This is a genomic window from Propioniciclava soli, assembly GCF_038502305.1.
Lineage (GTDB): Bacteria > Actinomycetota > Actinomycetes > Propionibacteriales > Propionibacteriaceae > Propioniciclava > Propioniciclava soli.
In genome coordinates this window covers 3,731,448-3,755,383 of the sequence record NZ_CP115965.1, presented here as the reverse complement: position 1 = coordinate 3,755,383, position 23,936 = coordinate 3,731,448, and the positions used below count along the sequence as shown (strand labels likewise).

At 69.9% G+C, this 23,936-nt stretch carries 26 protein-coding genes; 14 read left to right on the top strand and 12 right to left on the bottom strand.

The genetic code is table 11. The features are described from left to right. Window positions 1–67: 67 nt before the first annotated feature. Complete coding sequence (locus PCC79_RS17000; RefSeq protein WP_342372576.1) at window positions 68–193, bottom strand: hypothetical protein; 126 nt, start codon at window positions 191–193, stop codon at window positions 68–70. A gap of 252 nt (window positions 194–445) precedes the next feature. Here PCC79_RS17000 and PCC79_RS16995 point away from each other — a divergent pair, with 252 nt between their 5' ends. The 5 genes from PCC79_RS16995 (at window position 446) to PCC79_RS16975 (ending at window position 5,125) form a co-directional block, all read left to right on the top strand. Beyond that, a complete protein-coding gene (locus PCC79_RS16995) occupies window positions 446–1,618 on the top strand; it encodes a sensor histidine kinase (protein ID WP_342372575.1) in 1,173 nt (390 codons plus the stop codon). Next, window positions 1,615–2,274 (top strand): response regulator, encoded by a 660-nt coding sequence (locus tag PCC79_RS16990; protein ID WP_232550228.1) that lies wholly within the window; start codon window positions 1,615–1,617, stop codon window positions 2,272–2,274. The genes PCC79_RS16995 and PCC79_RS16990 overlap by 4 nt, the downstream gene beginning before the upstream one ends. 96 nt (window positions 2,275–2,370) lie before the next feature. Next, on the top strand, window positions 2,371–3,075 hold the full coding sequence (locus PCC79_RS16985; RefSeq protein WP_232550227.1) for an ATP-binding cassette domain-containing protein: 705 nt from the start codon (window positions 2,371–2,373) through the stop codon (window positions 3,073–3,075). Continuing rightward, on the top strand, window positions 3,072–4,580 hold the full coding sequence (locus tag PCC79_RS16980) for a hypothetical protein (RefSeq protein WP_342372574.1): 1,509 nt from the start codon (window positions 3,072–3,074) through the stop codon (window positions 4,578–4,580). Before PCC79_RS16985 ends, PCC79_RS16980 begins: the two co-directional genes overlap by 4 nt. Window positions 4,581–4,645: 65 nt before the next feature. Further along, window positions 4,646–5,125 carry a hypothetical protein gene (locus PCC79_RS16975; protein ID WP_232550225.1) on the top strand — a complete coding sequence of 160 codons (480 nt, stop codon included), beginning with the start codon at window positions 4,646–4,648 and terminating at the stop codon, window positions 5,123–5,125. 27 nt (window positions 5,126–5,152) lie between these two features. On the opposite strand, the gene PCC79_RS16970 is transcribed toward PCC79_RS16975, so the two are convergent. Further along, window positions 5,153–5,887: a hypothetical protein gene (locus PCC79_RS16970; RefSeq protein WP_342372573.1), complete on the bottom strand. Its 735-nt coding sequence runs from the start codon at window positions 5,885–5,887 to the stop codon at window positions 5,153–5,155. Between PCC79_RS16970 and PCC79_RS16965 the strand changes: the two genes are divergently transcribed. After that, window positions 5,886–6,338 carry a hypothetical protein gene (locus PCC79_RS16965; protein ID WP_342372572.1) on the top strand — a complete coding sequence of 151 codons (453 nt, stop codon included), beginning with the start codon at window positions 5,886–5,888 and terminating at the stop codon, window positions 6,336–6,338. The two genes, PCC79_RS16970 and PCC79_RS16965, sit on opposite strands and share 2 nt — an antisense overlap. A 65-nt stretch (window positions 6,339–6,403) precedes the next feature. Here PCC79_RS16965 and PCC79_RS16960 read toward each other — a convergent pair whose 3' ends face one another. The 6 genes from PCC79_RS16960 to PCC79_RS16935 form a co-directional block, all read right to left on the bottom strand. After that, window positions 6,404–8,122, bottom strand: coding sequence for an ABC transporter ATP-binding protein (locus PCC79_RS16960; protein WP_342372571.1), 1,719 nt, complete (start codon window positions 8,120–8,122; stop codon window positions 6,404–6,406). After that, window positions 8,119–9,066: a DUF6895 family protein gene (locus PCC79_RS16955; protein WP_324511932.1), complete on the bottom strand. Its 948-nt coding sequence runs from the start codon at window positions 9,064–9,066 to the stop codon at window positions 8,119–8,121. The genes PCC79_RS16960 and PCC79_RS16955 overlap by 4 nt, the downstream gene beginning before the upstream one ends. Beyond that, a complete protein-coding gene (locus tag PCC79_RS16950) occupies window positions 9,063–10,403 on the bottom strand; it encodes a lanthionine synthetase C family protein (protein WP_342372570.1) in 1,341 nt (446 codons plus the stop codon). Before PCC79_RS16950 ends, PCC79_RS16955 begins: the two co-directional genes overlap by 4 nt. Then, window positions 10,391–12,340: a thiopeptide-type bacteriocin biosynthesis protein gene (locus PCC79_RS16945; protein ID WP_342372569.1), complete on the bottom strand. Its 1,950-nt coding sequence runs from the start codon at window positions 12,338–12,340 to the stop codon at window positions 10,391–10,393. Before PCC79_RS16945 ends, PCC79_RS16950 begins: the two co-directional genes overlap by 13 nt. Beyond that, the gene (locus PCC79_RS16940; protein WP_342372568.1) at window positions 12,337–13,530 is read right to left on the bottom strand and encodes a lantibiotic dehydratase; all 1,194 of its coding nucleotides are present in this window, start codon (window positions 13,528–13,530) and stop codon (window positions 12,337–12,339) included. Before PCC79_RS16940 ends, PCC79_RS16945 begins: the two co-directional genes overlap by 4 nt. 103 nt (window positions 13,531–13,633) lie before the next feature. Next, on the bottom strand, window positions 13,634–13,828 hold the full coding sequence (locus PCC79_RS16935; protein WP_324511935.1) for a gallidermin family lantibiotic: 195 nt from the start codon (window positions 13,826–13,828) through the stop codon (window positions 13,634–13,636). 252 nt (window positions 13,829–14,080) lie between these two features. Here PCC79_RS16935 and PCC79_RS16930 point away from each other — a divergent pair, with 252 nt between their 5' ends. Beyond that, window positions 14,081–14,497: a hypothetical protein gene (locus tag PCC79_RS16930; RefSeq protein ID WP_324511936.1), complete on the top strand. Its 417-nt coding sequence runs from the start codon at window positions 14,081–14,083 to the stop codon at window positions 14,495–14,497. 60 nt (window positions 14,498–14,557) lie between these two features. After that, complete coding sequence (locus PCC79_RS16925; RefSeq protein WP_282006930.1) at window positions 14,558–15,061, top strand: hypothetical protein; 504 nt, start codon at window positions 14,558–14,560, stop codon at window positions 15,059–15,061. 14 nt (window positions 15,062–15,075) lie between these two features. On the opposite strand, the gene PCC79_RS16920 is transcribed toward PCC79_RS16925, so the two are convergent. The 3 genes from PCC79_RS16920 to PCC79_RS16910 all read right to left on the bottom strand — a co-directional run bounded on the left by PCC79_RS16920 (window position 15,076) and on the right by PCC79_RS16910 (window position 16,355). Then, complete coding sequence (locus tag PCC79_RS16920; RefSeq protein ID WP_324511937.1) at window positions 15,076–15,228, bottom strand: hypothetical protein; 153 nt, start codon at window positions 15,226–15,228, stop codon at window positions 15,076–15,078. Between the two features lie 181 nt (window positions 15,229–15,409). Next, window positions 15,410–15,883, bottom strand: coding sequence for a tyrosine-type recombinase/integrase (locus tag PCC79_RS16915; RefSeq protein ID WP_232550221.1), 474 nt, complete (start codon window positions 15,881–15,883; stop codon window positions 15,410–15,412). Beyond that, window positions 15,852–16,355, bottom strand: a complete 504-nt coding sequence (locus PCC79_RS16910; RefSeq protein WP_324511938.1) for a hypothetical protein — start codon at window positions 16,353–16,355, stop codon at window positions 15,852–15,854. Before PCC79_RS16910 ends, PCC79_RS16915 begins: the two co-directional genes overlap by 32 nt. A gap of 308 nt (window positions 16,356–16,663) precedes the next feature. On the opposite strand from PCC79_RS16910, the gene PCC79_RS16905 reads away from it, so the two are divergent. Further along, window positions 16,664–17,890 carry an IS256 family transposase gene (locus PCC79_RS16905; protein ID WP_342372567.1) on the top strand — a complete coding sequence of 409 codons (1,227 nt, stop codon included), beginning with the start codon at window positions 16,664–16,666 and terminating at the stop codon, window positions 17,888–17,890. A gap of 162 nt (window positions 17,891–18,052) precedes the next feature. On the opposite strand, the gene PCC79_RS16900 is transcribed toward PCC79_RS16905, so the two are convergent. Next, window positions 18,053–18,652: a DUF305 domain-containing protein gene (locus PCC79_RS16900; RefSeq protein WP_342372566.1), complete on the bottom strand. Its 600-nt coding sequence runs from the start codon at window positions 18,650–18,652 to the stop codon at window positions 18,053–18,055. Window positions 18,653–18,910: 258 nt separating this feature from the next. Between PCC79_RS16900 and PCC79_RS16895 the strand changes: the two genes are divergently transcribed. From PCC79_RS16895 to PCC79_RS16875, 5 genes are all read left to right on the top strand, one after another. Continuing rightward, window positions 18,911–19,675 carry a prolipoprotein diacylglyceryl transferase gene (locus tag PCC79_RS16895; RefSeq protein ID WP_342372565.1) on the top strand — a complete coding sequence of 255 codons (765 nt, stop codon included), beginning with the start codon at window positions 18,911–18,913 and terminating at the stop codon, window positions 19,673–19,675. A gap of 28 nt (window positions 19,676–19,703) precedes the next feature. Beyond that, entirely contained in the window at window positions 19,704–21,287 is a 1,584-nt protein-coding gene (gene lnt, locus PCC79_RS16890; RefSeq protein WP_342372564.1) for an apolipoprotein N-acyltransferase, read from the top strand. 46 nt (window positions 21,288–21,333) lie between these two features. Next, window positions 21,334–21,795, top strand: a complete 462-nt coding sequence (locus PCC79_RS16885; RefSeq protein WP_051208216.1) for a hypothetical protein — start codon at window positions 21,334–21,336, stop codon at window positions 21,793–21,795. A gap of 185 nt (window positions 21,796–21,980) precedes the next feature. After that, a complete protein-coding gene (locus tag PCC79_RS16880; RefSeq protein ID WP_342373641.1) occupies window positions 21,981–23,156 on the top strand; it encodes a YibE/F family protein in 1,176 nt (391 codons plus the stop codon). 100 nt (window positions 23,157–23,256) lie between these two features. Continuing rightward, window positions 23,257–23,877 carry a DUF305 domain-containing protein gene (locus tag PCC79_RS16875; RefSeq protein WP_129459424.1) on the top strand — a complete coding sequence of 207 codons (621 nt, stop codon included), beginning with the start codon at window positions 23,257–23,259 and terminating at the stop codon, window positions 23,875–23,877. The last annotated feature ends 59 nt before the right edge of the window (window positions 23,878–23,936 follow it).

Here is a 23,936-nt window from a genome sequence, read left to right as displayed (position 1 = left end):
CATTACAACCGTCTCCAGGAGCCCGTCCTGCGCGCGAATCTACGAGCGCATGTTCCGGGCGGCCGCCTCAGGGGTTGACGGTGGCTCCGGCGAGCAGGATCGCCCAGTACACCGTCGTGACATCCCCGGCACCACCGAACAGGAGGAACCCGTCCAACTCCCCGCATGAAACGAAGAATCGCTCGTACACCACCGCGCTGGACTTGACCGGCTCAGGCGAAGGTTACCCGGGGATGGCTTGGCGTTCGATGATGCCGAACCAGACCTCGACCAGGTTCAGCCCAGAGCCTGGGGTCGGGGTGAAGCGACCGTGGATGCGGCGTCCCCCACCTGCGCCCAAGAGCCCCCAGCACCGCCAGACCACCCTATCCTATCAGGCCCGTCAGCAGCGCGCGCATCGAGCCCTCCAGGTGGCGGACCGTGCCCGGGTCGCTAGGGTGGCATCATGCACGCCGCCACCCTCAGAGCGACGGCCATTGTGCTGGCCGCAGGCGCGCTGGTCGTGACCGCGCTCGAGGCGACCCTCTTGTCCAGGTATGGAGCCACGTGGATTACGCTCGGCAACCTCGGCGTGCACGTCGCGGTGACGGGGGCTCTGGCTGTTCGCCATGACCTGCCGCGGGTGAGCACAGCGGTCACGGTGATCGCGCTGGGCTACCTCGACGTGCTCGCGTGGCAGTCCCCCGTCAACCTGGGTGTCTCTCCCGTGCTCCTCGCCCTGCCACTGGCCGTCCACCTCACGGCGCGGAGAGAACCCTTCGGGTGGGCGTCGATGGGTTTCGTGGCCGCGATCGCGGTGGGCTACTTCAGCCCCATGCGGCTCCTGCCGAGCCGGACGGACCAGAACGTCTGGACCCTCCTCTTCCTCGTCACGATCCTCGGCGCCTTCGTGCTCGGCGCGGCTCGTCGCCACAGCGACATCGTCTACGAGGGGAAGTTGAGTCGGGAGCGGGAGCGGCTCGACGCCCAGACTGTCGCTCGGATCGACCGAGCCCGAACCGGCGAACGTGAGCGCATCGCACGCGAGGTGCACGACATCGTCGCGCACAACCTCGCGGTCATCCAGGTGCAGGCGAGCACGTCCATCGCCGTCGGCTCTGAGGAGCAACTCGGGGAGTCGATGCTGACCATCAAGCGGACGAGCAGCGAGGCGCTGACCGAGATCCGCACACTGGTGCGTCTCCTCCGGGACCAGGAGACCGGGGCAGTCGCGGGCGACCTCTCGCAGGTGCGCACCTTCGTCCAGGCGGCCCGAGCTGCAGGCATCCGGGTGGACGCCGACCTCCCTGACGACGACACGCTGGCCGAGTGGCAGGCCCGCTGGCCCAACCTGGTCCGGGCGACCCTGCTGCGGGTCACCCAGGAGGCCGTCACCAACGTCATCAAGCACGGCGGTCCCGACGCGCAGGCCGTCGTGTCCATCCGGCAGGAGGACGACCCGGACCGCGTGGTGGCCGAGGTCGACAACGACCGCTACCGGGAGTCGGACTCCCCGGGCTTCGGGCTCCTGGGGGTGCGCGAACGCGTCGAGCTGCTGGGAGGCACCTTGGACTACGGCCCCCGCGGCTCGGGTTTCCACTTCGCCTGCACGATTCCGATCGGAGGGGTCGCCCCATGATCCGCGTCGCCGTGGTCGACGACCAGCCGCTGATGGTGTCGGCCTTCGCCGCCCTGATCCGGGCCCAACCCGACATGCTCGTGGTCGGCACGGGCGCTAACGGACAGGAAGCGCTGCGCCTTTGCGAGCACACCGCCGTCGACGTCCTCGTCATGGACGTGCGCATGCCGGTCATGGACGGCATCGAGGCGACCCGACTGCTGGTCGAACGCGTCGGCACGCCCAACATCCTCATCCTCACCACCTTCAACACCGACCAACTCGTTTTGGACGCGGTCGCTGCCGGCGCGCGTGGCTTCCTGCTGAAGGACGCGGAACCCGACATCGTCCTGTCGGGCATCCGCGCCATCCACCGCGGCGAGGCGGTTGTGTCCCCCCAGGCCGCCCCAGCCCTCCTCGATGCGCTGCGGCACGAACGTACGAACGCGAGGGGAACCGCCATCGACGCGCTCACGAACCGCGAGATCGAAGTCCTGCGCCTGGTCGGCCAAGGGCTGACCAACGCCGAGATCGCGGCCCACCTGGTCATCGCCCAGACCACGGTCAAGACGCACGTCGGCAGCCTGCTGGCCAAGCTGGGCGCGCGGGACCGCGTGGCGCTCGCCATCCTCGCGCACACGGTCGGGCTGGGCGGTGATCCCCTGTCGCCTCGGTGATCTCCTTCTCCAGGCGGAGTCGCGACGGCAAGGCGGCGTCGGAAACCCTTCCCAAGCACGATGCCCGGCCTCGTCGCGGCGCACGAGCATGGGGTCATGACCAACCTCCCGATGCTGGGATGCACCGATGTCGCCAAGTCGTTCCACGGCCGGACCGTCCTTCGCCATATGACCCTGTCGGTCCAGCCCGGACGCGTCTATGCCCTCTTGGGCCGCAACGGCGCGGGCAAGTCGACCACCCTGAGGATCCTGCTGGGTCTGCTGGAACCGGACGCCGGCGAGGTGTACCTGCTGGGCAGGCCCTTCGAGCGGGCAGCGCTGGGCGACGTCGGGGCGACCATCGACGGGCCGGCGCTCTACGGACACCTGTCCGCGACGGAGAATCTCCGCGTCCACGCCCTGCTGACCGGCACGAGCGGGGAGCGCGTGGCCGCCGTGCTGCGCCAGGTGGGCCTTGACGGGCTGCCCCACCAGCGCGTCAGCACCTTCTCCACCGGCATGAAGGGACGCCTCGCGCTGGCGATCGCCCTGCTCACGGACCCCCCCGTCGTCATCCTCGACGAACCGCAGAACGGCCTCGATCCCGACGGGATCATCCAGCTTCGGACGATGATCCGATCCCTCGCCGCCGAAGGTCGCACCGTGCTCGTCAGCTCCCACCAGCTGGCCGAGGTCACCCAGTTCGCCGACGACGTCGGCATCCTGGCCAACGGTGCCCTCGTGTTCGAGGCGACCACGGGCTCACTCACGGACAACCTGGAGGCGGTCTACCTCGACGCGGTCCAGCGGGGTGTGGCATGACCCTGCATGTGATCACCTATCGTCCGTCGCTGGCCTCGGAGTTGGCTCGTTCGAAGCACAGCACAGCAGCCCGCCTGCCGTGGGCGGCGCTGGTCCTCTGCGTACTGCTGGGGCTCAGTTGGCTCGCCATCGGCAGCGGGCCGCAACAAGGCTGGGGACGGACGCTCGCGTGGCTGTCCCTCTACACCACCGTGCTGCAGGGCCCGACGGCAGCGCTCCTCGTCTCCACCACCCTGGTGCGGGAGGCTGCGGCTCGCGGAGGCGGAACGCTCTGGCGTCCGGTGGACCGCAGGACGACGATGGCGGCGCGCGCCACGGTGGCGGCCATCCAGTTGCTGGCCACCACGATGGCGTTGACGCTCCCGTGGCTGGTCTTCGGCGCCGCCAAGGGCATCGTCACCCCCGCGGACGCGGGACGGCTCGCGGCGCTCACCGCCGTCATGTGGCTCACCGCGTGGGCCCCGGCCAGCCTGGCCTTCATCACGACACGACTGCTCGGCCGCTACGCCGCCGTCGGGGTCGCCCTCGTGATCCAAGTCGCTGGCACGCTCACGGCGGAGACCCCCGCGGGAGCGTGGTTGCCGTGGTCCTGGCCCGTGCAGGCCACCATGCCCCTCCTGGGCATTCATGCGAACGGCGTCGCCCTGGAAGCCGACTCGCCGGTCTGGTCGTGGAACCCGATCGTGCCGACGGTCGCCGCCACGCTGGTGGCCGCCGCCTTCCTGCTCGTCGAGATCTTGGCTGCGCCGTTGCTGGACCGGCCCAGCCCGTCCCGCAGGCTGAAGGACGTTGAGGCGAGGCCTGTGACGCCTCTCGGCTTCCCGCGTTCTGCTGCTGGCACGACGCGAGCCGGACGCATAGCCTCCCCTCTGCGAGCGGTGGCTGTCTCCTTGCGGCACACCTGGCTCGGTGGAACGACCGTGACGGCCTTGATCCTCACCGTCGCCGTGGCGATCACGTGGGGCGGCCGGCACTCGGCCACATTCGGGACGTGGGTGACCCTCCCCGTCCTCTCCACGCTGCTCGGCGGCTTGGTCTGGTCTGCACAGCGGGAGGCTTGGCGCATCACGTCGCTGCGTGTCTCGCGGCCCGGGTTCGTCCTCGGCAGCCTCGTCGCCGGCGCGGCCCTCCTGACGCCCGTGGCCCTCGTGACGGCCGGCGCCGCCCTGCCCGTCCTGGGCGTCGGTGCGGGCCGCTACGGACTGCTGCTGTGGCTCGTGGCCATGATGTGGTACGCCGTCAACCTGTGGTTGACGACCCGGTTCGGGGTCCCGACGGCACTGGGCGCCTCGCTCGTGGTGTACACGTTCAGCCTGGTTCTGGGCGGCAGTGCGTTGGCGAGCACGGGCTGGTGGTGGCTGGGTCTCCTCGGCTGGCCGGAGTCGGCCGTGGGCGGGCGCGGCGTCGTCGCTGCCGGTCTCACGCTTGCCGTGGGAGGCGTTGCCACCCTCTTGTGGCTGGCTGCCCTGAAGCGTGCCGCACGAACCACGTCCACGGACCGATGAACCTGGGAGTCCGCGACTCCTGGCTCGCCCTCCCCGCCTCACCCACTCCCACCGTCGAGGTCCCCATGAACGACACCACCCCTAATCCCACGATCGTCGTCATCATCCAGGTCGCCTGCGATCCCGCCTCCTCCGGCTACTCCCAGTTGACGCAGGCCGTCCACGCCGCGGTGCGCGCATCCTTGGACGCCCAGGCCGCGTTGCCGGCAACTCCGGTGGCCCTGGCCGACCGGACCGTCACGCACACGCGCCACGTCGGCAGGACTCCTCAGCCACGCGCCCTCGGACCGACTCCGCCCCGTCCCGAGCCCTGCTGCCACGATCCGCGCTGCGACCGCAACCTGCTCTGCCTGCTGCTCTCCCCCGACTCCATCCGCATGATCGCGCGCCGCTTTTTCTGGTCCGAGAGGACGCTGTACCGGCGGTTGCGGGAGCTCTACACCACGCACCACTTGGGCGGCAGGAACCAGGTCAGCGTGCGCTGTCTGTCGGGTCTGCGGTGCGCCGATGCGAACACTCCGTTCGTCGCGGACGAGGCCAGCTGAGCGGCCGCTCAGCTGGCCGTGCCCAGGTCACTCGGGGCGCCAGCCCATGTCCAGCATCGACATCGGCCGGTAGCCGAGCCGCATGGCCTGAGTCTCGATGCGCTCGAAGGCAGCCGCCGGGAAGGGCCGGGGATAGTCGACGATCAGCCCACTCCCGTCGACCGACGCGGCTCGCACCCGCCGCACGGCGTCCGCGAAGAGGATGACGAAACTGGCCAGCGACTGGTGGCACTCCAGGACCAGCGCGCCGCGCGCGGCGCTCCAGATCTCGGCGGCCGACGTCCCCTCCTCGTGGGCGAACGCGTGGACGGCGAGGCTGACACCGCACTCGGCATCGGCGACAAGATCGATGATGTGGCCGTCGTTGACGGGCCCGGGCCAGCGGCACGCCACCGATTCGACGCCGGCGAGCACCTGCTCCACCGCGGCCACCAGCGCGGGGAAGCGGTCGTTCAGCCAGTGGTTCGTCAACGACCAGCTACCCGTGTCAGTGGTGAGGGTGAGGATGCCTTGGCCGCCACGAAAAGCAATGTCGAAGCTCGTGATTTCCATTGCACAATGGTAGCCCTGACCGTCACCTCGGATCGCCCCCGAGGGCGGATCGGCACCCTCCAGGGACTGCCATTTCAAGGCCGAGTCTGACGATTTCGCGAACCACACTGCCAACTGGGGATGAATCCGTTGTTGCGACAGTCGGCTTCCGAGATGCTCGGAACGGGACGACAGCCGCGTTCCCACCACCGAACCGAGGAGAAACATCATGCAACCCGTCTTCAGCCCGACACGTTCGCTGGCCGGACTCGCCGCGGTCACCGTGGCGCTGACGGCACTCACGGCAGCCACGCCGCCCATGGCCGTCGCGGCCACCACATCCGCCAGCGCCTGCCTCAACGGCTACTCGGGCCCCTACGCAGTCGTCAATTCGTACGGCGGCAGCTCCCTGAAGTGTGGCGACACCACCAAGGGCGTGATTCACATCGACATGTCGCACCCCATTCGAGAATCGGGCGCAGACGACGTGAATGTCAACGAATGCATGAACAACATCATCGCCTACGGAACACCGATCAGCGCCTCGACCGGCAACAGCGCCAAGCGGTGGCGGACTCCCAGCGGCGTCTACGCCTACATCGTCTGGCGCACCTCGGCCAAGGATGTGGTGACGATGTACACCAGCGGGACGCCGGGCAATCGCTGGGACCTGTGCGACTGAACTGAACCATCGAGCCGGTACGGGCGGAAGCGTCGGGCACTGGTATCCGCGCCCGACGCTTCCGTCTACGCGGCGAACAGGCCGGCCCGCTGCGTGGACACCATGGCGGCGTACTGCGAACTGATCCGCATCATGTCGTCGTGGTGGCCCGCCGCCTGGAGGCGTCCCCCCGCGAGGAGGTAGACACGATCCGCGGCGACCGCCGTGGAGAGCCGGTGGGCGACCACGATCACCGTGCGAAGGCGTCCTTGCTCCTGCAGGATCAGGTTGAGCAGACGTTCACCCTCGGCATCCAGACCGCTGCCCGCCTCGTCGAGGACGAGGATGCTGGGTTCCCGCAGGAGTGCCCGGGCGATCGCCAGTCTCTGCCGCTCGCCCCCCGAGAGCCCCAGTCCCCGCAGGCCGACCGGCGCGTCGAGTTGGCCCGGGCGCGCCCGGACCGTCGCACCGAGGTGCACGTGGTCGAGGGCGGCCCAGAGATCTCCCTCGGTGGCCCCAGGGGAGCCGTAGCGCAGGCACTCAGCCACGCCTCCCTCCAGCACGAAGCTCTCCTGATCAACCAGGCCGACCTTCTTGCGGACGTCGGCCGGCGTGAGGCCGCGCACGTCCTGGTCCCCTAGGCGGATGTGCCCGGTCGTCGCATCCCGGAAGCGGGTCGCCAGGCCGAGCAGCGTGGACTTGCCCGCACCGCTGGGCCCGACGATCACGTGCACGCCGCGCGGCCCGAACTCGCACGTCAGCCCGACCAACGTCGGGACGGACGCCCCGGGGTAGGAGAACGTGACGTCGCCGAACACCAGCGTGTCGCCCGCCGTGCCATCCGGGGAGCACTGCGAGCCGGCACCGGGCTCGCCCTCCAGTTCGGCGAGCTCAAGGATGCGCTCGGCGGCCGGCAAGGCCTGACCGAAGGACGCCGCCGCCCCAGTCAGCTGCTGGACTGGGCCGAACAGCAGGAAGACGTACATCAGGACGCCGACCAGCTGCGGCGGCGTCAACTGACCGGCATCCATCAGGACCACCCCGGTGACCAGCACCACCAGGAACGGGGCCGCGAAGCCCGCCGAGCCAACAGCGGAGAGCGCCGCTTGGGCCCGGACGACAGCCAAGCCTCCCGACCGTAAAGTGCGCACGATCCCGTCGAGGGCCTGCACCTCGCTGTCCTCCGCGGTGTTCGCCTTCATCACCCGGGCCCCGGACACCGTCCGATCCAGGCGCGAGGCCAGTTGCCCCGCCCCGGCCTGCACGACAACCATCGCGGTTCGCACCCGTCGGGAGAGCAGCGCGATCGCGAGGCCCACGAAGGCCAGCGCGAGTCCCACCACTGTGGTGAGGAGCACGCTCGTGAACGCCATCATCGCCACCGCGCCAACGAGACCCGCCAGCCCGAGGATCGCGTTGAGGGGCGCACCCACGACACCCACCCGGGCCACGGGCACGTCGGCGGTCGCCCGGGCGACCAGGTCGCCGACGCCACCGCGCTCGGTGACGTCCAGGCGCAGGTGGACCAGCCGGCGCGCGACACCACGGCGCAGATCCGCGACGCAGTCCTCGCCCGCGCGACCGGACAGGTAGGCGCCGACGGCGCTCAGCGCCGTGGAGACCCCGAGCAGGCTGCCGAGCTGGGCGAGCGCTCCGGCGGGCAGGGCCCCCGCGAGGACCGAGGCGAACAACTCCTGGACGACGACCGGCTGGTAGAGGCTGACGCCGAGGGCTCCGAGCTGGACGAGCAGGGCGATCGCCAGTAGGACGGCCTGCTGCTTGATCTGACCGACGATGAGTTTCATGCCGCGACCCCCTGGCCCAACGGCCAACCGGCACCGTTCGCCACGGCCCGCACACGACACACCCGGGTGTCCGCAACCTCGGCGGGATCCGCGTGGCCGGGGTCGGCTGGGAGGACGCCCGCGGTCTGGGAGCGCAACAGCGCGACGAGCGTGGTGTGGGCGTCGGTTACCCACCGTTCCTCGGCGGAGGAGCCCTCGCGGTGGTGGGGGCCGGGCACGGCCCCGTCCGGTTGCTGGGAGCGCTCCACGAGGGCCCACAGCGCACCGTGCAGGTGCGCATGGGGCTGGCTCAGCCGGTCCAGGCACCAGAGCAACTCCGACCCCAGGTCGAAGTCGCGTGCGCGTCGGGCCGCGAGTGCCAAGACGTCCAAGGACGTGACCAGTCGCTCCAGGGCGGCGTCCGGCAGGGACCCGAGTGTCCCGAGGAGGTCGGCGTACAGGAGGTCGTGCGTGAGGCGGTAGGCCTGCTTCCGTGACAAGGTGGCGGGGTTCGCCAGGCAGGCCAGCGACGAGGCTCCGGTCAGTTTCATCGGTTCGCCGGCCGTGTTCGGCAGGCCGAGGCTCTGCAGGGCGTGGGCGAGTTGCAGGTGTTGGTCCGGAACCCGGACGCTCGCGGTCCACCGGCGGATCCAGTCGACCTCGGCGGGCTGCAGAACATCGTCCGGCAAGAGCGCAGCGAACAGCACCACATGGGGGAGCAGGTGGTCGGCGATGTCGTTGCTCGCGACGTCCAGCGCCCGCCACGCGTGGGCCGCCATGGCCGAGGCGCGTCGCTGCAGCCGGTGATGGGGAGCAGGGGACAACCGCAGCACCAGCAGAAGCTCCACGAGCCGAGCGGGGGGGAAGGCTTGGGCCACGGGGTCCAGCCGGATCGCCCGGTCGGGGTGGAAGAAGTCCAGGGACGCGAGGAGCCACCTCTCGCAGCGCGCGCCGATGGCGCTCACTGCAGCGCCACCGTCCGCGCCCACGAGCGCTCGGCCGGAGCACCGCGAAGCCAGTCCCACAGGACGCAACCGACTCCGGCAGCTCCTTCGAGCGTGCCCACGGCATCGAGTCCTGCGTAGGGCACGACGCCCGCCTCATCCGGGAGCCCGATCCTCACCTGGTGCCGGACGCCGAAGGGCAGGTCTCCGTCCACAGCCTTGAGGATCCCCTCCAGTGCGATCTCCTCGAGCACGTCCACGTCCGCCCCGCACGCCTTGGCAGTCGTGACGACGGCGAGGACGCCCGCGAGCCCATGGCACACGGTGGCGCCGTCCACGCCCCACGTGGACTGCGGCCGCTCGGCCATCGCGCGGAGCCCCTCGATCGCCGTGCCAGCGGCCTCTGGGTCCGGGACGGCGAAGGTGGACTGGAGGATGGCGGCGGCCACCCCGGGAGTGCCGTAGCACCAGGCGGAGCGGGTCTCGTCCAGCGGGACTTCGGCACCGTCCACCCACGCGTCGAACGACAGCCGTGCGGGCCAGTAGGGGCCGGCCTCGTCCCGCACGGCCGCACCGAGCAGGTGCGTCCTGGTGCGGGCGAGCGCCTCCTCGACCTCGGCGCCGCCGGCGCCTGCCAGGACGGACGCCGCCAGGAACGCCAGGATGCCCGCCGCCCCGTGCGCCATCCCCAGATTGAAGTCACCGCGGGGGTACTGTTCGGCGTCCGAAGGGATGGGTTGGCCGGCCGCCGACACCCACCAGCCGGGGACACGATGACCCTCCACGTCCGTGTCGGCGGCCAGGGTTAGGAACACCTCCATGGTCTTCCGGAGCGCACGGTCGACCTCGTCCGTGCCCTGCTCGTCCAGCAGCAGGCGTCCGACCCCGCCCAAGCCGTTGATGACGTCGTAGGCCCCCCACGCCACACCCCCGCCGGTCTGTAGCCGGGTCAGCCACGCGTCCGCCCGCGCGATCTGGTTGTGGGCGACCCAGCGGACGAGATCGGCGTGCATTCTGCGCTCGCGCCCGTCCGCCGTGACGAGCGTCTGCACAGCCGCGAGGAGTGACGCCGGGCCGTAGTACAGGCCGTTGCTCGCCCGGTCACCACTGTTCATGGCTTCGCGCAGGAAGCCGTTCGCGACGCGGCCGGCGGCCGGGTCCTCGCGGGCCAGCTCCGCCCAGAAGAGAGCCGCCCCCGGGTAGCCGTGCGCCAGGCCCATCGGCTCCCAGGGGGTCATCTCCCGGAATGGATCCGTGTTGCCCGGGTCTGTGGCGACGGCGCGACACCGCACAGGGTCGGCCAAGCGGACGGCCAGGGTCTCGACTGCTGTCGTCACGCGCTCGGTCACTGTCGACATGTCTGCTCTCCCATCAGGTGCACCTCCCGCTGCGCATTCGCGTGTGCCGCAGCATGCGCCACGAGGTGGAGGCGGCGTTCGAACTCGGTCGTGGGGCCGAGCAGGCGATTGCACGTCATGTGCAGGGCACTCGCGAAGGCGGGGGCGACGGCCTCCGGCGGCAGTCCTCCCAGCCGTGCCGCCCACGCGCGCATCGCAACGCGCGAACCCTCGGTAACTTGGACCAGCGCCTGGCCCCAGACCTCCTCCCGGAGGCCCTGCCAGCCCTCCCGGGGATTGAGGAGCCGCGTGAACCTCGCCAGGTGCTGCCGATCGTCGCCCAGTGGGTCTCGAGGGACTATGTCGCCCAGCAGGGCCACCACGACAGCCGGGTCGTCGTCACACCCGGGGACCAGCCCCCCGGCGAACGCCGCCGTCAACAGCGAGATGAGCGTGGCGCCGAACGTCACGTCGTCCAGGTGGCGGTGGGCCGCCCTCAGCGCCAAGAGCCTCGGTACCGCGGAACTGTCCGCGCAGAACAGGTCCTCCGCTGCGGGCAGCGCCTCCAGCCCTCCGTACCGCGCCACCTCTGGCTCGTACTCACGGAATGCGTTCCAGGCGCTGAGCCCCGTCTCGCGTAGGCGAGCCGCCCACGCCGCGCTCGCCCGGACGGTGACCGGCCAGTCCTCGTCGCGCGCCGTGTGGAGGCGAATCCGGAGACACGGTCCCTGGGGTTCGGAGTAGCGCAGGAAGAACCAGGAGTCGATGCGGCCGTTCAGCTCGGCCAAGAGGCGTGGCAGCTCGACCCGAACGACGTGGTCGTGCCACTTGCGGGGAACGCCGACGTGGAGCGACACCCAGGACGACGCCAGCCCGTGCACCAGCCGGTCGTCCTGCTGGGGCGCTGTGACGGGCAGGCGCGACGCGGTGCGATGCGCGCCGTGGGCGTCGGCCGGCAGGCGCGACCCGAACGAGGCGACGAGTTCACAGGGCGCCGGTACGCCGTCGACCTCGAACCATCCGATGTCCGTCGGCGCGGCGAACGACTCCTGGATCACGACCGCAGGGTCCCGGCCGATCTCGTCCAACAACAGGGCGACGTGCCAGGGCACTTCGGTGTCCACGTCGAGGCGTTGGTCGGAGCTCAGGAGGGACACGTGGCGCGGCACCCCCTGCTCAGCGGCCCATCGGGCCCAGATGGCGGCATGCTCGGCGGCCGGACTGCCCGCCAACACATGGCGGATTTGGTCGACCTTCCACGTGGCCGGGCTGAGGACGAGGTTCTCGCCATGGCTGACCCGGGGCAGGAAGGGCAGGTGCGAGCACAGGCCCCAATCCCACCCGGTCCACACCCGCTGCCCCTCGAACCCCAGCTCCCACAGGAAGCGTGCGACGTTCGGGGCCTGCGACTCCATGTTCACCATCGACGTGGTGGTGGGAAGCACTTCGCCGCCGGTGCGACGGTCTAGAAGGTACAGGCGCTCACCGGTGGCGCCCACCAAGAGGTCGTCGAGCGACACGGTCGGGATGCGGCCGGTCGGCAGTCCCGGCGCAACCCGCATGGTTGCCGGACCCCGGACGTTCATCAGGTTGGCGGCCCGCGCGGCCCGCGGCGCGAAGGCGATGTCGAGCAAGGACGCTCCGGGATGCCGTTGCAGGAGGTGGTCCTCCCTTTGGTGGGACAGATCGCCGCCGTCGCCCCACAGGTGGGCGAACCGGGCGGCGGTGGTCCCGGCCTCAGGCGAGCCCGGGTTGGGGGAGACCACGAGGGTGAATGCGCCGGCGTCCACCGCCTCGGGCGAGGCCGCAAGGAGTCCGAAGTAAAGGTCCATCCCGCGTGGCGTGCCGTCGCGGTACTCCAACGCCTCGATGTCCTCGCTCGTCAGCCGCAGCTCGCGGCGCCCGGCCTGGAGAGTCGTCGACAGGAGGGCTGCCAGGTGGACGTCGCGGCGATTCAATCCATCACGACCGTCCTTGCCCTTCCCGCGCCCGCGACGGGCCACTGGTAACCCTCGGGCGCGCCCAGCCCCACCGCATCGTCAAGGAGATCGCTCACGGGGACGAGCTGGGCGGTGCCGAATCGCTCCAGGAAACGCTGGCGGAACGAGCGGAGCGCGACCGTGCCGGTCGCGGACGGGGTGAGCCGGACGAGGACCTCAGCGGCGTCCTCGCAGGCCTGCCGCACCTTCTCCCCGATCTGGACACGCGTGTTCAGGCGTGTGTCGACGTGCAGGGGTGTGTCGTGGGTCATCAGGGCGTTCAGGGAACTCCGGACGGTGGCGAGATCCTCGCTGCCGACGTCCAGCCGCGCGCAGGCATCCGCGATGTCGCCCAAGGCGGTCCGCAGGGCCGCCACTTCACTCGTCGCGTCGCACCGCGCCAGCGTCCGCAGCAGGTGGTCCATCGGATCGCTGCCGTCCAGCGGCACGTGCAGGTCGGTCACCAACAGGTCGTTCGCGACGAGCACGCCGACGGCCTTCAGCAGGGTGTCGATCGATGCACCGGTTCCGTCCGCGACCTCGGCGATCACCTCGGCGCAGGTGCGTTCCCCCGCACACGCTTCCCAGAGCCGCAGCACGGCGGCAGTGGCGGGCAGGGACACCGTGCCGCGGAGTCCGCTCCCTGTGGGGCGGCCTTGGCCTGGAGGCGTGTCCAGGACCAGCCGACCCGCGCGGATGCCGGCGAGTTCGTGGCGGCGAAGACGCAGGTGGGGCAGGATGTCAGTTCGGCCCTGGATCGTCTCGACGAGTCCGCGCACCCACCCGAGGTCGGGCTCCGCCTGAATGGAAGGTCGGTCTGAGTCCACGCGGGTGCAGTCGCCGAAGGTCCCCCTCTCGATGCCCGCGAAGAGGCCGAAGGGGGTTGGGCGGCGGCGCCGCCGGATGTCGTAGCGGAGGATGGTCAGCGCCAGCCTCCTGGCGTCCTTGGCCGCGGCAGGGGGACGCCCGGCGTCCAGCGCCTTGCGCAGGGCACGGCTCACGGTGGGAGCTGCGACCGTGAGAGCGGCCAAGAGCCTGTCGTCGCGCGCGGCGGCCATGATGATCCCGCCGGCGTCGAGCGACTCGCCCTCGTCCGACCGGAGGGTTGCTAACTCAATCGTCGGGGGCGGCAGGGGCCCTCGCACGAGGAAGGAGTCCCACGCTGCCATTGGGGATGCCGTCGACATGGATGCACCACTCCCATCGTTCTCGGTCAGGCGGCGGGGCGGGCTCCGAAGCCCGCCCCGCTCGCGAGGGTGGACGCTGCTGAGGTCACTTGAAGATGCAGCACCAGCTGCAGAAGCTGCCGCCGCCGGGGCTCGTGCAGCCTGGGGTGCAGAGGATGATGCTCAGGATGTCCGGGGTCGCGTCCTTGTCGACGATCTCGGTGTCGACGGAGAACTCGAAGTCGAAATTCAGCTCGTCCAGGGTGTCTGTGTACTGGGGATCGACGGCGATGGCGGTCATGATTCCTCCTCAGGATCAAGTACCAGCGGATACGGCTCGGATCGGCCGCTGACAGAAGGTTCGATCCCCTGCGGAGTACCCGGCAAGGCGTTGGCAGCGACGCGGCAGTGACTTGGCAGCGCGTGATGCGAGACGTGGCGGTTGACTGCAAACCGTCTGCCGATCCCCCCCCGAAGGGTTCCCACCGACGCTGTCAAGGGGTGGACTCGATCACGACCACCCGTGGTCTCCGACGATCGAAAGGACGGCCCCATGAAGCTCTTATCACGCATCGCGCTGGCGCTCGCCACGATGCTCGCCCTGTTCCTCCCCACGATGGCGCCCGCCACCGCCGCCGCCCCGGCCCCGACCGGTGTGGCCGTGCCGATGGAGTCCGAATCGGCCTGCGGCGCCCTGTTCCACGTCCAGCGCGTTTCAGGAGGGTTCCGCATCTACGCGTTCTCCTCGGACCTCTACTGGATGCTGGCCCCGGACCACTACGGCACTGCGAGGATCTTCGTGTCGCGGGACGGCCGCGCCCCGTGGCTCATGAAGTCCGGTGGTACAAACGTTAGCGGCTACCGGCAGTTCGACAACACGTACTCCACCTCCAGCAGCATGCACTGGGTGTTGGCCGAACTCTACGATGACGACGGCTTCAAGATCTGCGAAGGCGCCTACTACTACTGATGGTGACCCCATCCCGGGTGGGCACCCCGGGGCGCCGACCCCAGCGCAGAGAGGCAACTCATGAACGAGAACCAGACGGATCGCGTGGAGCTCGTCCGGCTCCTCGTGTTGGCCGAACTAACCGCTGCGGGCGTGCACGCCGAGTCCACGCGGACGCCGCAGGGCCTCGAGGTCCGCGTCGGCGCAGGCGTGACCGACAGGGCCGTGCGGCTGGTGCGCCGCGCGGATCAAACCTACGGCGTGCCGATCAGCCTCGTCGCTCCCGACGGCGCCCTTGACCTGGTGACCGGCGGCGAGGCCCCCCAGCGCGGCCGCTACCTCACGTCTCTCAGCATGCTGTGCGGGCTGTTGGCACGCGAGGAGTTGCTGGCGCGTGGTGTGGCCGTGGTCCAGGTGATCGATGACGAGGACGGCGGCGCCACCGTGGAGATCGCCCCCGGAACTAACGTTGACCCAGGCTCCGCCGCCCTGGTCGACGCGCTCGAGCAGCGCTGGGGTCTCGTCCTCCGCCTCACCCGCCCCGACCCGGGCGCGGCGCACCCTCCGATTCCGCCGCGCGCCTGAAGGGACCGCGTGGCTCAGCTGCGCCAGGTCCGCCACAGCCGGGCATACTCACCGTCAAACTCCATCAGTTCCTCGTGCGACCCCAGCTCGGCGATGCGGCCGTTGACGACGACCTCGATCCGGTAGGCGTCGTGGGCGGTATGCAGCCGGTGCGCGATCGGGACCACCGTCCTGCCCCGCCAGCAGGACGTGCATCGAGCCCTGGAGGTGCCGCGCGGTGCTGGGTGGATCAGCGAGGTGGCCTCGTCCGACACCGGCGTGTTCGGGCCAGCCGGCACCAGCCGGGCGAGCGGCACCTGCTGGGCGCTGGCGACAACTCGGAGCGCCCCGGACCTAACTGAAGATCGACTAAGGCTCGGGCTGTGCGTCAGTGACGGCGAAGAACTCCTCGGCGACGGCCCGGTTGGCGATCTTGGCGTACCGCAGGGTCATGGTCAGGGAGTGGTGGCCCAGCATCGCCGCGACCGCCTCCAGACTCATGCCCCGGTTGATGGCCTGGGTGGCGAGGGTGTGCCGAAGCTGGTGGGGGTGGATGTGGCCCAGCCCCGCTGCGGTGGCGGCGTTGTTCAGGATCCGGGTGACCGAGTGCCGGTCCGCGGCCCGGCCGTTCTCGCGGGGCAGCAGCAACGGGTGGTCGTCGGGGACGTACTCGGCGCGGTAGCGGTCGATGAGGTCGACCAGGTCGGGATGCAGGGGCAGGTAGCGGTCGTCGCGGAGCTTCCCGACCGGCACGTGCAGCCACGGCGCTTGGCCGAACATGACCACGGCGTCGGCGGGCAGCGCGGTGAACTCACTGACCCGCAGCCCGGTGCGGAGCAACACCGAACCGATGCAGGACCCGAGTTGGCCCTCCGCCCGCGATGGACTGGCCATCGGCGTCCACAAGGTCGGAGGAAGATGTGTCGACGCAGACGTCCACCAAGAACGGAGCAGCCGACGGCTCGACGCTCTTGATCTCGACGGTGTCATCCCCCACTTGGCGGACACCCAACCCACGCAACTGCTGATACTCCTTCAGCACGTCGGCAGCCAGATCCCCAGACGCGACACCGTAGAAGGCCTCGAGTGGGATCTCGTAGTTCGAGGCGACCTGGTTCTGGACCTCGTAGAAGTTCGTGACGACTCTCGCCGCTTGCGCTTGGTCCACCGAGAGAGTCGGGGTCGGGGTGGGGGCGACCGTGGGTGACGGGATCGTCGGCGTGGGGGTCGGCGTCGAGGACTCTGGCGCACACCCGGACAGCACGGTCAGGGCGCAGGCCAGTGCGAGGGTGGTGGTCACCTTGAGATTGCGCATGCTGTTTCATCGAAGATGCGGTCGAGGAACTGTTCATGACCCATGGTGTGTCACATATCCGTACTGGGTCCCACAATCAGAGCGCGGTGGAGGCTCAGTTCGGACTTGCCGTGCATCCCGCTCCCGACTTCGTGGTGTTCGATTCTGCTGGCTCGCTTCGGGCGATTTTGGAGTGTAAGGGAGCCAACGACGTGTGAGTCCCGTGGAGTGGTGGGTTTTGGAGGAGGGCGTGTCCTGAGCTGATGGGAGGGCCATCGGCGAGATCTTCGGTGTGTACGGCCAAGCACGCATCGAAGGAGTTATCACCGATGGCCCACATCCAGTCTGCCGTGTCCGACCTGTTTGAGGCGTTTCGTTCCGGGGAGGGAGTCGATCTGGTCCGCGAGTCCGTGCGGATCGTGTTGCAGGAGTTGATCGAATCTGAAGCCAGCGCCGTGATCGGCGCCGACCGCTACGAACGCACTCCCGAACGCGTCACCGAACGCAACGGTGTCCGCTGGCGGGAGTTGATGACCAAGGCTGGCACCGTCGAGGTCGGCATCCCGAAACTGCGGAAGGGTTCGTTCTTCCCCTCAGTGTTGGAACCACGCCGCCGCATCGACCAGGCCCTCTACGCGGTCGTCATGGAGGCGTGGGTGAACGGGGTTTCTACCCGTGCCGTCGACGACCTGATCCAAGCCCTCGGAGGCACCGGGATCAGCAAATCAGAGGTATCGCGCATCTGTGCCGCCCTCGACGAGGAGGTCGGCAAGTTCCGCACCCGCAGGCTGGATGCCATCGAGTACCCCTACGTCTTCCTGGACGCCACCTACCTGCACGTGCGCGACGACCGGCTGGTCACCTCCAAAGCGGTGGTCGTCGCCACCGCGGTCACCGCCGACGGCCGCCGCGAGATCCTCGGACTCGACGTCGGGGACAGCGAGGACGAGGTGTTCTGGCGCGGCTTCCTCACCGCGTTGAAGGGCCGCGGCCTGCGTGGGGTGCGGTTGGTGATCAGCGACCAACACGCGGGCCTGGTCGCTGCGATCAGGCGCTGCTTCCAAGGAGCCGGTCATCAACGCTGCCGCGTGCACTACGCCCGTAACCTGCTCGCGCTGGTGCCCAAGGCGCAGATGGACATGGTCGCGGCCGTGTTCCGCACGATCTTCGCCCAACCCGACCCCGAGTCGATGAGCACCACCTGGGACCAGGTACGCGACCAGCTCGCCGCCCGGCTGCCGAAGATCGCACCCCACATGGACGACGCCAAAGCCGAGGTGCTCGCGTTCAACACGTTCCCCCGCGTGCACTGGCGCAAGATCTGGTCAACCAACCCCCTCGAGCGGTTGAACAAGGAGATCAAACGCCGGGCCCGGGTCGTCGGGATCTTCCCCAACGAGGCCTCCGTCATCCGACTGGTTGGGATGATCCTCGCTGACACCAACGATGAATGGGTCACCGACGAACGCCGCTACCTGTCCGAAGGATCCATGGCTTTGCTCTACCCCGACCGCGATAATGAACCCATCGCCGCCATCACCGACGGCGAGGCGTGACACCGAGGATCCCTCGAAAGCCCACCACTCAGCGGGGCACTATCGGCTGCTCCGCACTTGAAGCTGGTCCTGCGTGTGAAAAGGGCGGGTGGGTCGCGAACGCGACCCCCCGCCCTTGCGCGTCACGCCTCCGTCGGGCCGCCCGCGGGGGCAGGGCCTCGATCAGGCTGTGCCGACCGGTCGGCCGCCCGGCAGGTCATACCACTCCTGCAGCCAGTCCTGCATCTGGGCGATCTCGGCCAGTTGGGCTTCGCGGATGTCGCTGCACAGGGTCAGCAGTTCGTCGTGCTCGGCGTTCGCCAGGCACTTCTCGGCCTCCCGGATCGCACCCCGGTGGTGGCGGATCATCGACCGCAGGAACGCGACCTCGAACTCCTCGCCGTCCAGGTCGTGGAACCGGTGCATCGACTGCATCCCAGTCATGTCCGGCTCGTGGGAGATGCCGTACCAGTCCTCCAGCCACTGCTGCATGGTCGCGATCTCGGCCGACTGGGTGGCCACGATCGACTCACACGTCGCTGCGAGCTCGTCGTGGACCGCCTTCTCGACGCACATCTCGGCCATCATCACCGCCATGTGGTGGTGGTCGATCATCCCGGTCAGGAAGTCGACCTCGAACCGGGCCGCCTGATCGGACGCCGCCGGTGCGCTCGCCTGTGCCGGTGGTGCGGCCGCCACCGCCACCCCGGTCAGGGCGCCGGTCGCCAGCAGGGCCGCAGTCAAGCCGGACGCCACCCGTCGGGTCAGGTTCGTGTGTTCCATCATGCCTCCCTTGGTTGTTCGCCTCAGGTGTGAGGATGGGCATCGACGCTACCCACCGGGGTTTCGCGGCGTCGAGCCCCGGATCGGGGTTCTTGGCCGAATCTTGAGGTTTTCGCCAGGCACCCCCGCCCAGTTTCATCGGCTTCTTGACGTGATCTTGGCTGCCGCTCAGGGGGCCCTTGACCCCGGCCCGCGACAGTGGGAGCCGGCGTGCCACGCGGGTGCGTCGCTTGATGGAGGAGTCTCGCCGTGTGGCCGGTGTTGTTCTCAGTGTTCGGAATCCAGATCCAGTCGTACGGGGTGAGCAAGGCCCTCGCGGCGCTGGTCGCCGCGTGGCTGCTCGGCCGGGCCTTCCGCCGGCTCGGCTTCCCGGTGGAGCAGGCGCACTCGCTGGTTCTGTGGGCGGCGGTGTGGGGGTTCGTGGCCGCCAAGGTGTACTTCCTGATCGACAACCGCGCCCAGTTCAGCTGGCACCTGCTCGGTAGCTCGGGGTTCGTCTGGTACGGCGGGCTGATCGGCGGCATCCTCACCGTCGTCGTCCTGACCCGCCGCTACCGGCTGCCTCTGGCCAGCGTGGCCGGCGCGACCGCGCTCCCGCTGTCGGTGGCGTACGGGATCGGCAGGATCGGCTGTTTCCTGGCGGGCGATGGCACCTACGGCACGCCGACCGACCTGCCCTGGGGGATGGCCTTCCCGAACGGCGTCGTGCCGGTGACCGTCCCGGTTCACCCGGCCCAGTTGTACGAGGCTGCCGGCGCGTTCGCGATCGCCGCCGTGCTCTGGCTGCTCGCCCGCCGCTGGCTGCCGCTGTCAGTGTTCGGCGGCTACCTCGCCCTCAGCGGGGCCGCGCGACTGCTGGTCGAGATCGTCCGGGTCAACGACCGCGTCCTGCTCGGCCTCACCGAAGCGCAACTGTTCGGCGTGCTCAGCATCATCGCCGGCGTCATGCTGATCGCGGTCGACCGCCGACAGCGGACCCCCGAGCCCGCCGCCGCACACCCGGTCGAGCCGGCACGCGTGTGATCCACTCGGTGAAACGGCCACGCCCGCGATGACGACCCTGCGGACCGCACGGGACGCGTCATGGGCCCGGCAGCGGTGGCCGCGCCACTGGGCACCGCTGGTCGCGGCGGGGGCGGCGGGTGCGGCGGGGTTGATGACGGGCACGGGTGTCGCACCGCTGGGCTGGTGGCTCGCCCCACCGCTTGGCGTCATGGTGCTCACCGTCGCCGTGCACCGGAGCACGTCGCTCCGGGCTGCGGCTGCCGTGGGGCTGGCCTACGGCCTTGGCCTGTCCGGACCAACCCTGGGCTGGATGGCCGCCATCCACCCGGCCGCCCTGGTAGGGCTGCTGTTGCTCTCCTCCAGCTGGTCTGCGGTCACGGCCGTGCTGGTCCGCGCCGCCGGCCGGAGCCGCGGCTGGCCCGTACTGGCAGCCCTGGCCTGGTTGGGCGTGGAGTTCCTCGCCGCCCGCGTCCCGTTCGGCGGCTTCGGCTGGCTGCGGCTCGGCTACACCCAGATCGACTCGCCCCTGGCCGGGCTGTACCCCTTCATCGGGGTGGCCGGCGTCAGCTTCTCCGTGGTCCTCACGGGACAGCTGGGCGCCTGGATCCTGCTGGGGCCCTCCAGGCGGCGCCTGGCCTGGTCCGCGGCGTGGCTGGTCGTCGTCACCGGCGCCGCCACCGCCGGTACCGTGACCCCGACCCCGCCCCCTGACGGCGTCGTCACCGCGGGCTGGGTCCAGGGTGGCGCACCCGGCGGCGGCGTCTACGGCCTCGGCCCGCCTCGCACCATCACCACCAACCAAGCACGGGCCACCCGCGAACTGGCCGCCGCGATCGACGCCGGCCGCCTGCCGGCCCCCGACTTCGTCGTGTGGCCCGAGAACGCCACCGACCTCGACCCCGACACCGACCAGCGCACCGGCCAGCTCGTCGAGCAGTCCGTCGCGGCCGTGGGGCGTCCCGTGCTGGTCGGCGCCATCCTCGACGGTCCCGGACCCCGCCAGCGGCGAACCGCCGCCCAATGGCGCGAACCCGACGGCCGGATCGGGCCCACCTATCAGAAACGCTCGATCGTCCCGTTCGGCGAATGGATCCCGTTCCGAGACGTGCTGCTGCCGCTGATCCCTGCCCTGCGCTACGTCGGCGCCCAGTCCGTGGCCGGCACTGATCCGGGTCTTCTCGACGTACAGCTCCCCGACGGACGCTCGATCACCCTTGGCGTGCTGGCCTGCTTCGACGTCGCCTTCGACCCCGTCGTGCACGACCTCGCCACCGCGCAGGCCGTCATCGTGCAAAGCAACAACGCCATGTACCAGGGCACCGCCCAGATCGAGCAACAGTTCGCCATCACCCGGGCCCGGGCAGCGGAACTGCGCCGCGACACCCTCGTCGTCACCACCAGCGGCATCACCGGACTCATCGATCCCACCGGTCGGGTCACCGTGAAGGTCACCGAACCGGGTCCCGCCGTTGGAGTGGTGCAGCTCGGCCTGCGCACCGGGACCACCACCGCCAGCTGGCTCGCCACCCCCCTGGAGGTCACCGCGACCGTGGCCGCCGCGCTCTGGATCACGGCGCTCACGCTGACGCCTTCGCCGCGCAGGCGCTTTCATCCCTTGGTCGGATCTTGACCAGAGCCGGGCCGACACCACACCGACGTCACGCACCCTCGACGGTATGGACACCAGCCTGACCGACCCCCCGGCATCTACTCTGGCCGCCGACAGCGTCACCGCGGCCACCCCGTGGCGGGCCCGCGCCGCCGGGGCGTGGGCGGCCACCCGAGCCACGTTCGGGGCCCTGCTCGGGCTCGCACCGCATGTCCTGCACCACGTCGGGTTCCTCGCCGGCGCCGCCCTCCTGACCGGCGTCGTGGGCAACACGGTGCTCTACGCAGCCGGGATGCTGCTCAGCATCCCGATGCTCAACCGCCTCCGGAAACGGTTCGGCACCTGGAAGGCGCCAGCGCTCGGGGCGATCGCCTTCACCAGCCTGTTCACACTGTCCGCGTTCGTGATCGGGCCCGCCCTCAACCCGACACCCGTCGCACCCCAGCCCGCGGCGACCACTGGCCCCACCGGCCAGCCGCTGGAGGAACACGACGGGCACCACCCAGACACGAACCAGACCAGATCTTGACCCGGCCTTGACCTCCGGCTCATGCGCTGGCTGCCACGCTGGACGATCGTGACCACACCTCGCCTCGGTCCCTCCGGTGGCCACCCCATGAGCGGGGGTCACCATCACCACGGGCATGATGGGGGGGACGCCGACGTGCGCGTCTCCCGGACGGCCCGCTCGCGACACTCGTGCTGTTGGCCGTCGTGGCGGCGATCACCATGGCGGACTTGGTGTGGTTGTGGCCCACGGAACGGGTGTTGCCGGAGGGTTCGGTGCTGACGACCGAGGGGATCGTGCCCGTGCGCGGGCAGATCACCGCGATCGAGCCGTGCCCGGCGGCCCCGGACGCCCCGCCGACCGGGCCGGACGCCGGCGTCCAACACGCCTGCCTCGTCGCCCAGGTCGAACTGGACCGCCGGGCGGGCGAACTCGTGGACGTGGAGCTGGTGGGAGAGACCGCGTGGAGCGGCCTGCAGCCCGGCGACGGCGTCCACGTGACCGAGGTCGGCGCCACCGAGGGGGTGCCCGGGGGATGGTCGTTGATCACGGTTGACCGGATCCCGGTCCTGGCGATCTTCACGATCTTGTTCGTGGTGGCGGTGCTGGTCGTCGCCGGCCGCAAGGGCTTCTTCGGGCTGCTGGGGCTGGTGGTGTCCGGGGTGGTGCTGTTCGGGTTCATGATCCCGGCCCTCACGTCGGGACAGCCGGCTGTGTGGGTGGCGATCGTGGGGTCGACCGCCATCATGTTCGTGGTGCTCTATCTGGCCCATGGGGTGTCGTGGCGGACCACGTCAGCGTTCGTCGGCACCTGGTTGAGCCTGTTGGTGACCACCGGCCTCGGCGCGCTGGGCGTCTCGATGGCCCGGCTGAGCGGCATCTCCAGTGAGGAGACCCTCGCGCTGACCAACCTGCTCGGTGACCTCGACTTCCCTGACATCCTCACCTGTGGTCTGGTGATCGCGGGCCTGGGCGTGCTGAACGACGTGACGATCACGCAGGCGTCGTCGGTGTGGGAGGTCCGGGCCGCCGGGCCGCACCTGAGCCGGGGGCAGTTGTTCGCCTCGGGCATGCGGATCGGGCGTGACCACATCGCTTCGACGATCTACACCATCGTGTTCGCGTACGCCGGCGCCGCGTTGTCGCTGTCGCTCCTGCTGTCGTTGTACGAGCAGCCGCTGAACCTGCTGCTGTCGACCGAGCAGTTCTCCGAGGAGATCATCCGCACCCTGGGCAGCGGCATCGGGCTGGTGTTGAGCGTGCCCCTGACCACCGGGGTGGCCGCTCTCACCGTCGCCGGCGCGGCTGGGGCGGCTCGCCGATCGGGTAGAGGAGCCGACGACCCCGAGCGGGCCGCCCCGGGCCCCCGGCGAGCGATCTAGGTCAAGGTATGGTCAAGCTTCGTTGCGCAGCCTTGAAAGACGGCGGGTGCCCCGCTTCCCTCGGGGGTGCGGCCGATTGTCTGCGAGAAACAGGAGAACCATGAGCGCAACACCGAAGTGGGTCACGATCGTGATGGGCGCCGCGGTAGCGGCGACCATGCTGGGGGCGTGCTCGGCCACGCCGGCGGCCACTCCCAGCCCAGCCTTGACGACAGCAGGGTCAGCGAACCCGAGCAATGCGGCAGCCCACAACGAGGCAGACACGGCGTTCGCGCAGATGATGATCGTGCACCACCAGGGTGCGATCGAGATGGCCGACCTCGCCGCCCAGCAGGCCCAGAGCGCGGACGTCCAGGCCCTGGCCGAACGCATCTCGGCGGCTCAGGGCCCCGAGATCGAGACCATGAGCGGCTGGCTTTCGGCGTGGGGCGAGGATCCGATGCCAGCCGACAGCGACATGGCCGGGATGGACCACTCGGGCATGGACATGGACGGCAGAAGCCAGGAAGAGGTGATGGCCGAGCTGCGAGGCTTATCGGGCGCCGACTTCGACCGGCAGTTTCTCACCTCGATGATCGCCCACCATCAAGGAGCGATCGAGATGGCCCAGACCCAACTCGCCGACGGCCGGGACCCGCAAGCCATCGAGCTGGCGCAGAAGATCATCGCCGACCAGGAAGCAGAGATCGAGGAGATGCAGGGATTGCTCGCATCAGCGTAGGAACCCGACCGTGGCGAGGGGCCGGCAGGTGCTGCCGGCCCCTCGCCCTCGGACGACCG

Excerpts from the sequence above, each read along its gene's own strand:
- PCC79_RS16995 (WP_342372575.1), top strand. The coding sequence starts at position 446 with ATGCACGCCGCCACCCTCAGAGCGACGGCCATTGTGCTGGCCGCAGGC.
- PCC79_RS16990 (WP_232550228.1), top strand. The coding sequence starts at position 1,615 with ATGATCCGCGTCGCCGTGGTCGACGACCAGCCGCTGATGGTGTCGGCC.
- PCC79_RS16985 (WP_232550227.1), top strand. The coding sequence starts at position 2,371 with ATGACCAACCTCCCGATGCTGGGATGCACCGATGTCGCCAAGTCGTTC.
- PCC79_RS16980 (WP_342372574.1), top strand. The coding sequence starts at position 3,072 with ATGACCCTGCATGTGATCACCTATCGTCCGTCGCTGGCCTCGGAGTTG.
- PCC79_RS16975 (WP_232550225.1), top strand. The coding sequence starts at position 4,646 with ATGAACGACACCACCCCTAATCCCACGATCGTCGTCATCATCCAGGTC.
- PCC79_RS16965 (WP_342372572.1), top strand. The coding sequence starts at position 5,886 with ATGCAACCCGTCTTCAGCCCGACACGTTCGCTGGCCGGACTCGCCGCG.
- PCC79_RS16970 (WP_342372573.1), bottom strand. The coding sequence starts at position 5,887 with ATGATGTTTCTCCTCGGTTCGGTGGTGGGAACGCGGCTGTCGTCCCGT.
- PCC79_RS16960 (WP_342372571.1), bottom strand. The coding sequence starts at position 8,122 with ATGAAACTCATCGTCGGTCAGATCAAGCAGCAGGCCGTCCTACTGGCG.
- PCC79_RS16950 (WP_342372570.1), bottom strand. The coding sequence starts at position 10,403 with ATGTCGACAGTGACCGAGCGCGTGACGACAGCAGTCGAGACCCTGGCC.
- PCC79_RS16940 (WP_342372568.1), bottom strand. The coding sequence starts at position 13,530 with ATGGCAGCGTGGGACTCCTTCCTCGTGCGAGGGCCCCTGCCGCCCCCG.
- PCC79_RS16935 (WP_324511935.1), bottom strand. The coding sequence starts at position 13,828 with ATGACCGCCATCGCCGTCGATCCCCAGTACACAGACACCCTGGACGAG.
- PCC79_RS16930 (WP_324511936.1), top strand. The coding sequence starts at position 14,081 with ATGAAGCTCTTATCACGCATCGCGCTGGCGCTCGCCACGATGCTCGCC.
- PCC79_RS16925 (WP_282006930.1), top strand. The coding sequence starts at position 14,558 with ATGAACGAGAACCAGACGGATCGCGTGGAGCTCGTCCGGCTCCTCGTG.
- PCC79_RS16910 (WP_324511938.1), bottom strand. The coding sequence starts at position 16,355 with ATGCGCAATCTCAAGGTGACCACCACCCTCGCACTGGCCTGCGCCCTG.
- PCC79_RS16905 (WP_342372567.1), top strand. The coding sequence starts at position 16,664 with ATGGCCCACATCCAGTCTGCCGTGTCCGACCTGTTTGAGGCGTTTCGT.
- PCC79_RS16900 (WP_342372566.1), bottom strand. The coding sequence starts at position 18,652 with ATGGAACACACGAACCTGACCCGACGGGTGGCGTCCGGCTTGACTGCG.
- lnt (WP_342372564.1), top strand. The coding sequence starts at position 19,704 with ATGACGACCCTGCGGACCGCACGGGACGCGTCATGGGCCCGGCAGCGG.
- PCC79_RS16885 (WP_051208216.1), top strand. The coding sequence starts at position 21,334 with ATGGACACCAGCCTGACCGACCCCCCGGCATCTACTCTGGCCGCCGAC.
- PCC79_RS16875 (WP_129459424.1), top strand. The coding sequence starts at position 23,257 with ATGAGCGCAACACCGAAGTGGGTCACGATCGTGATGGGCGCCGCGGTA.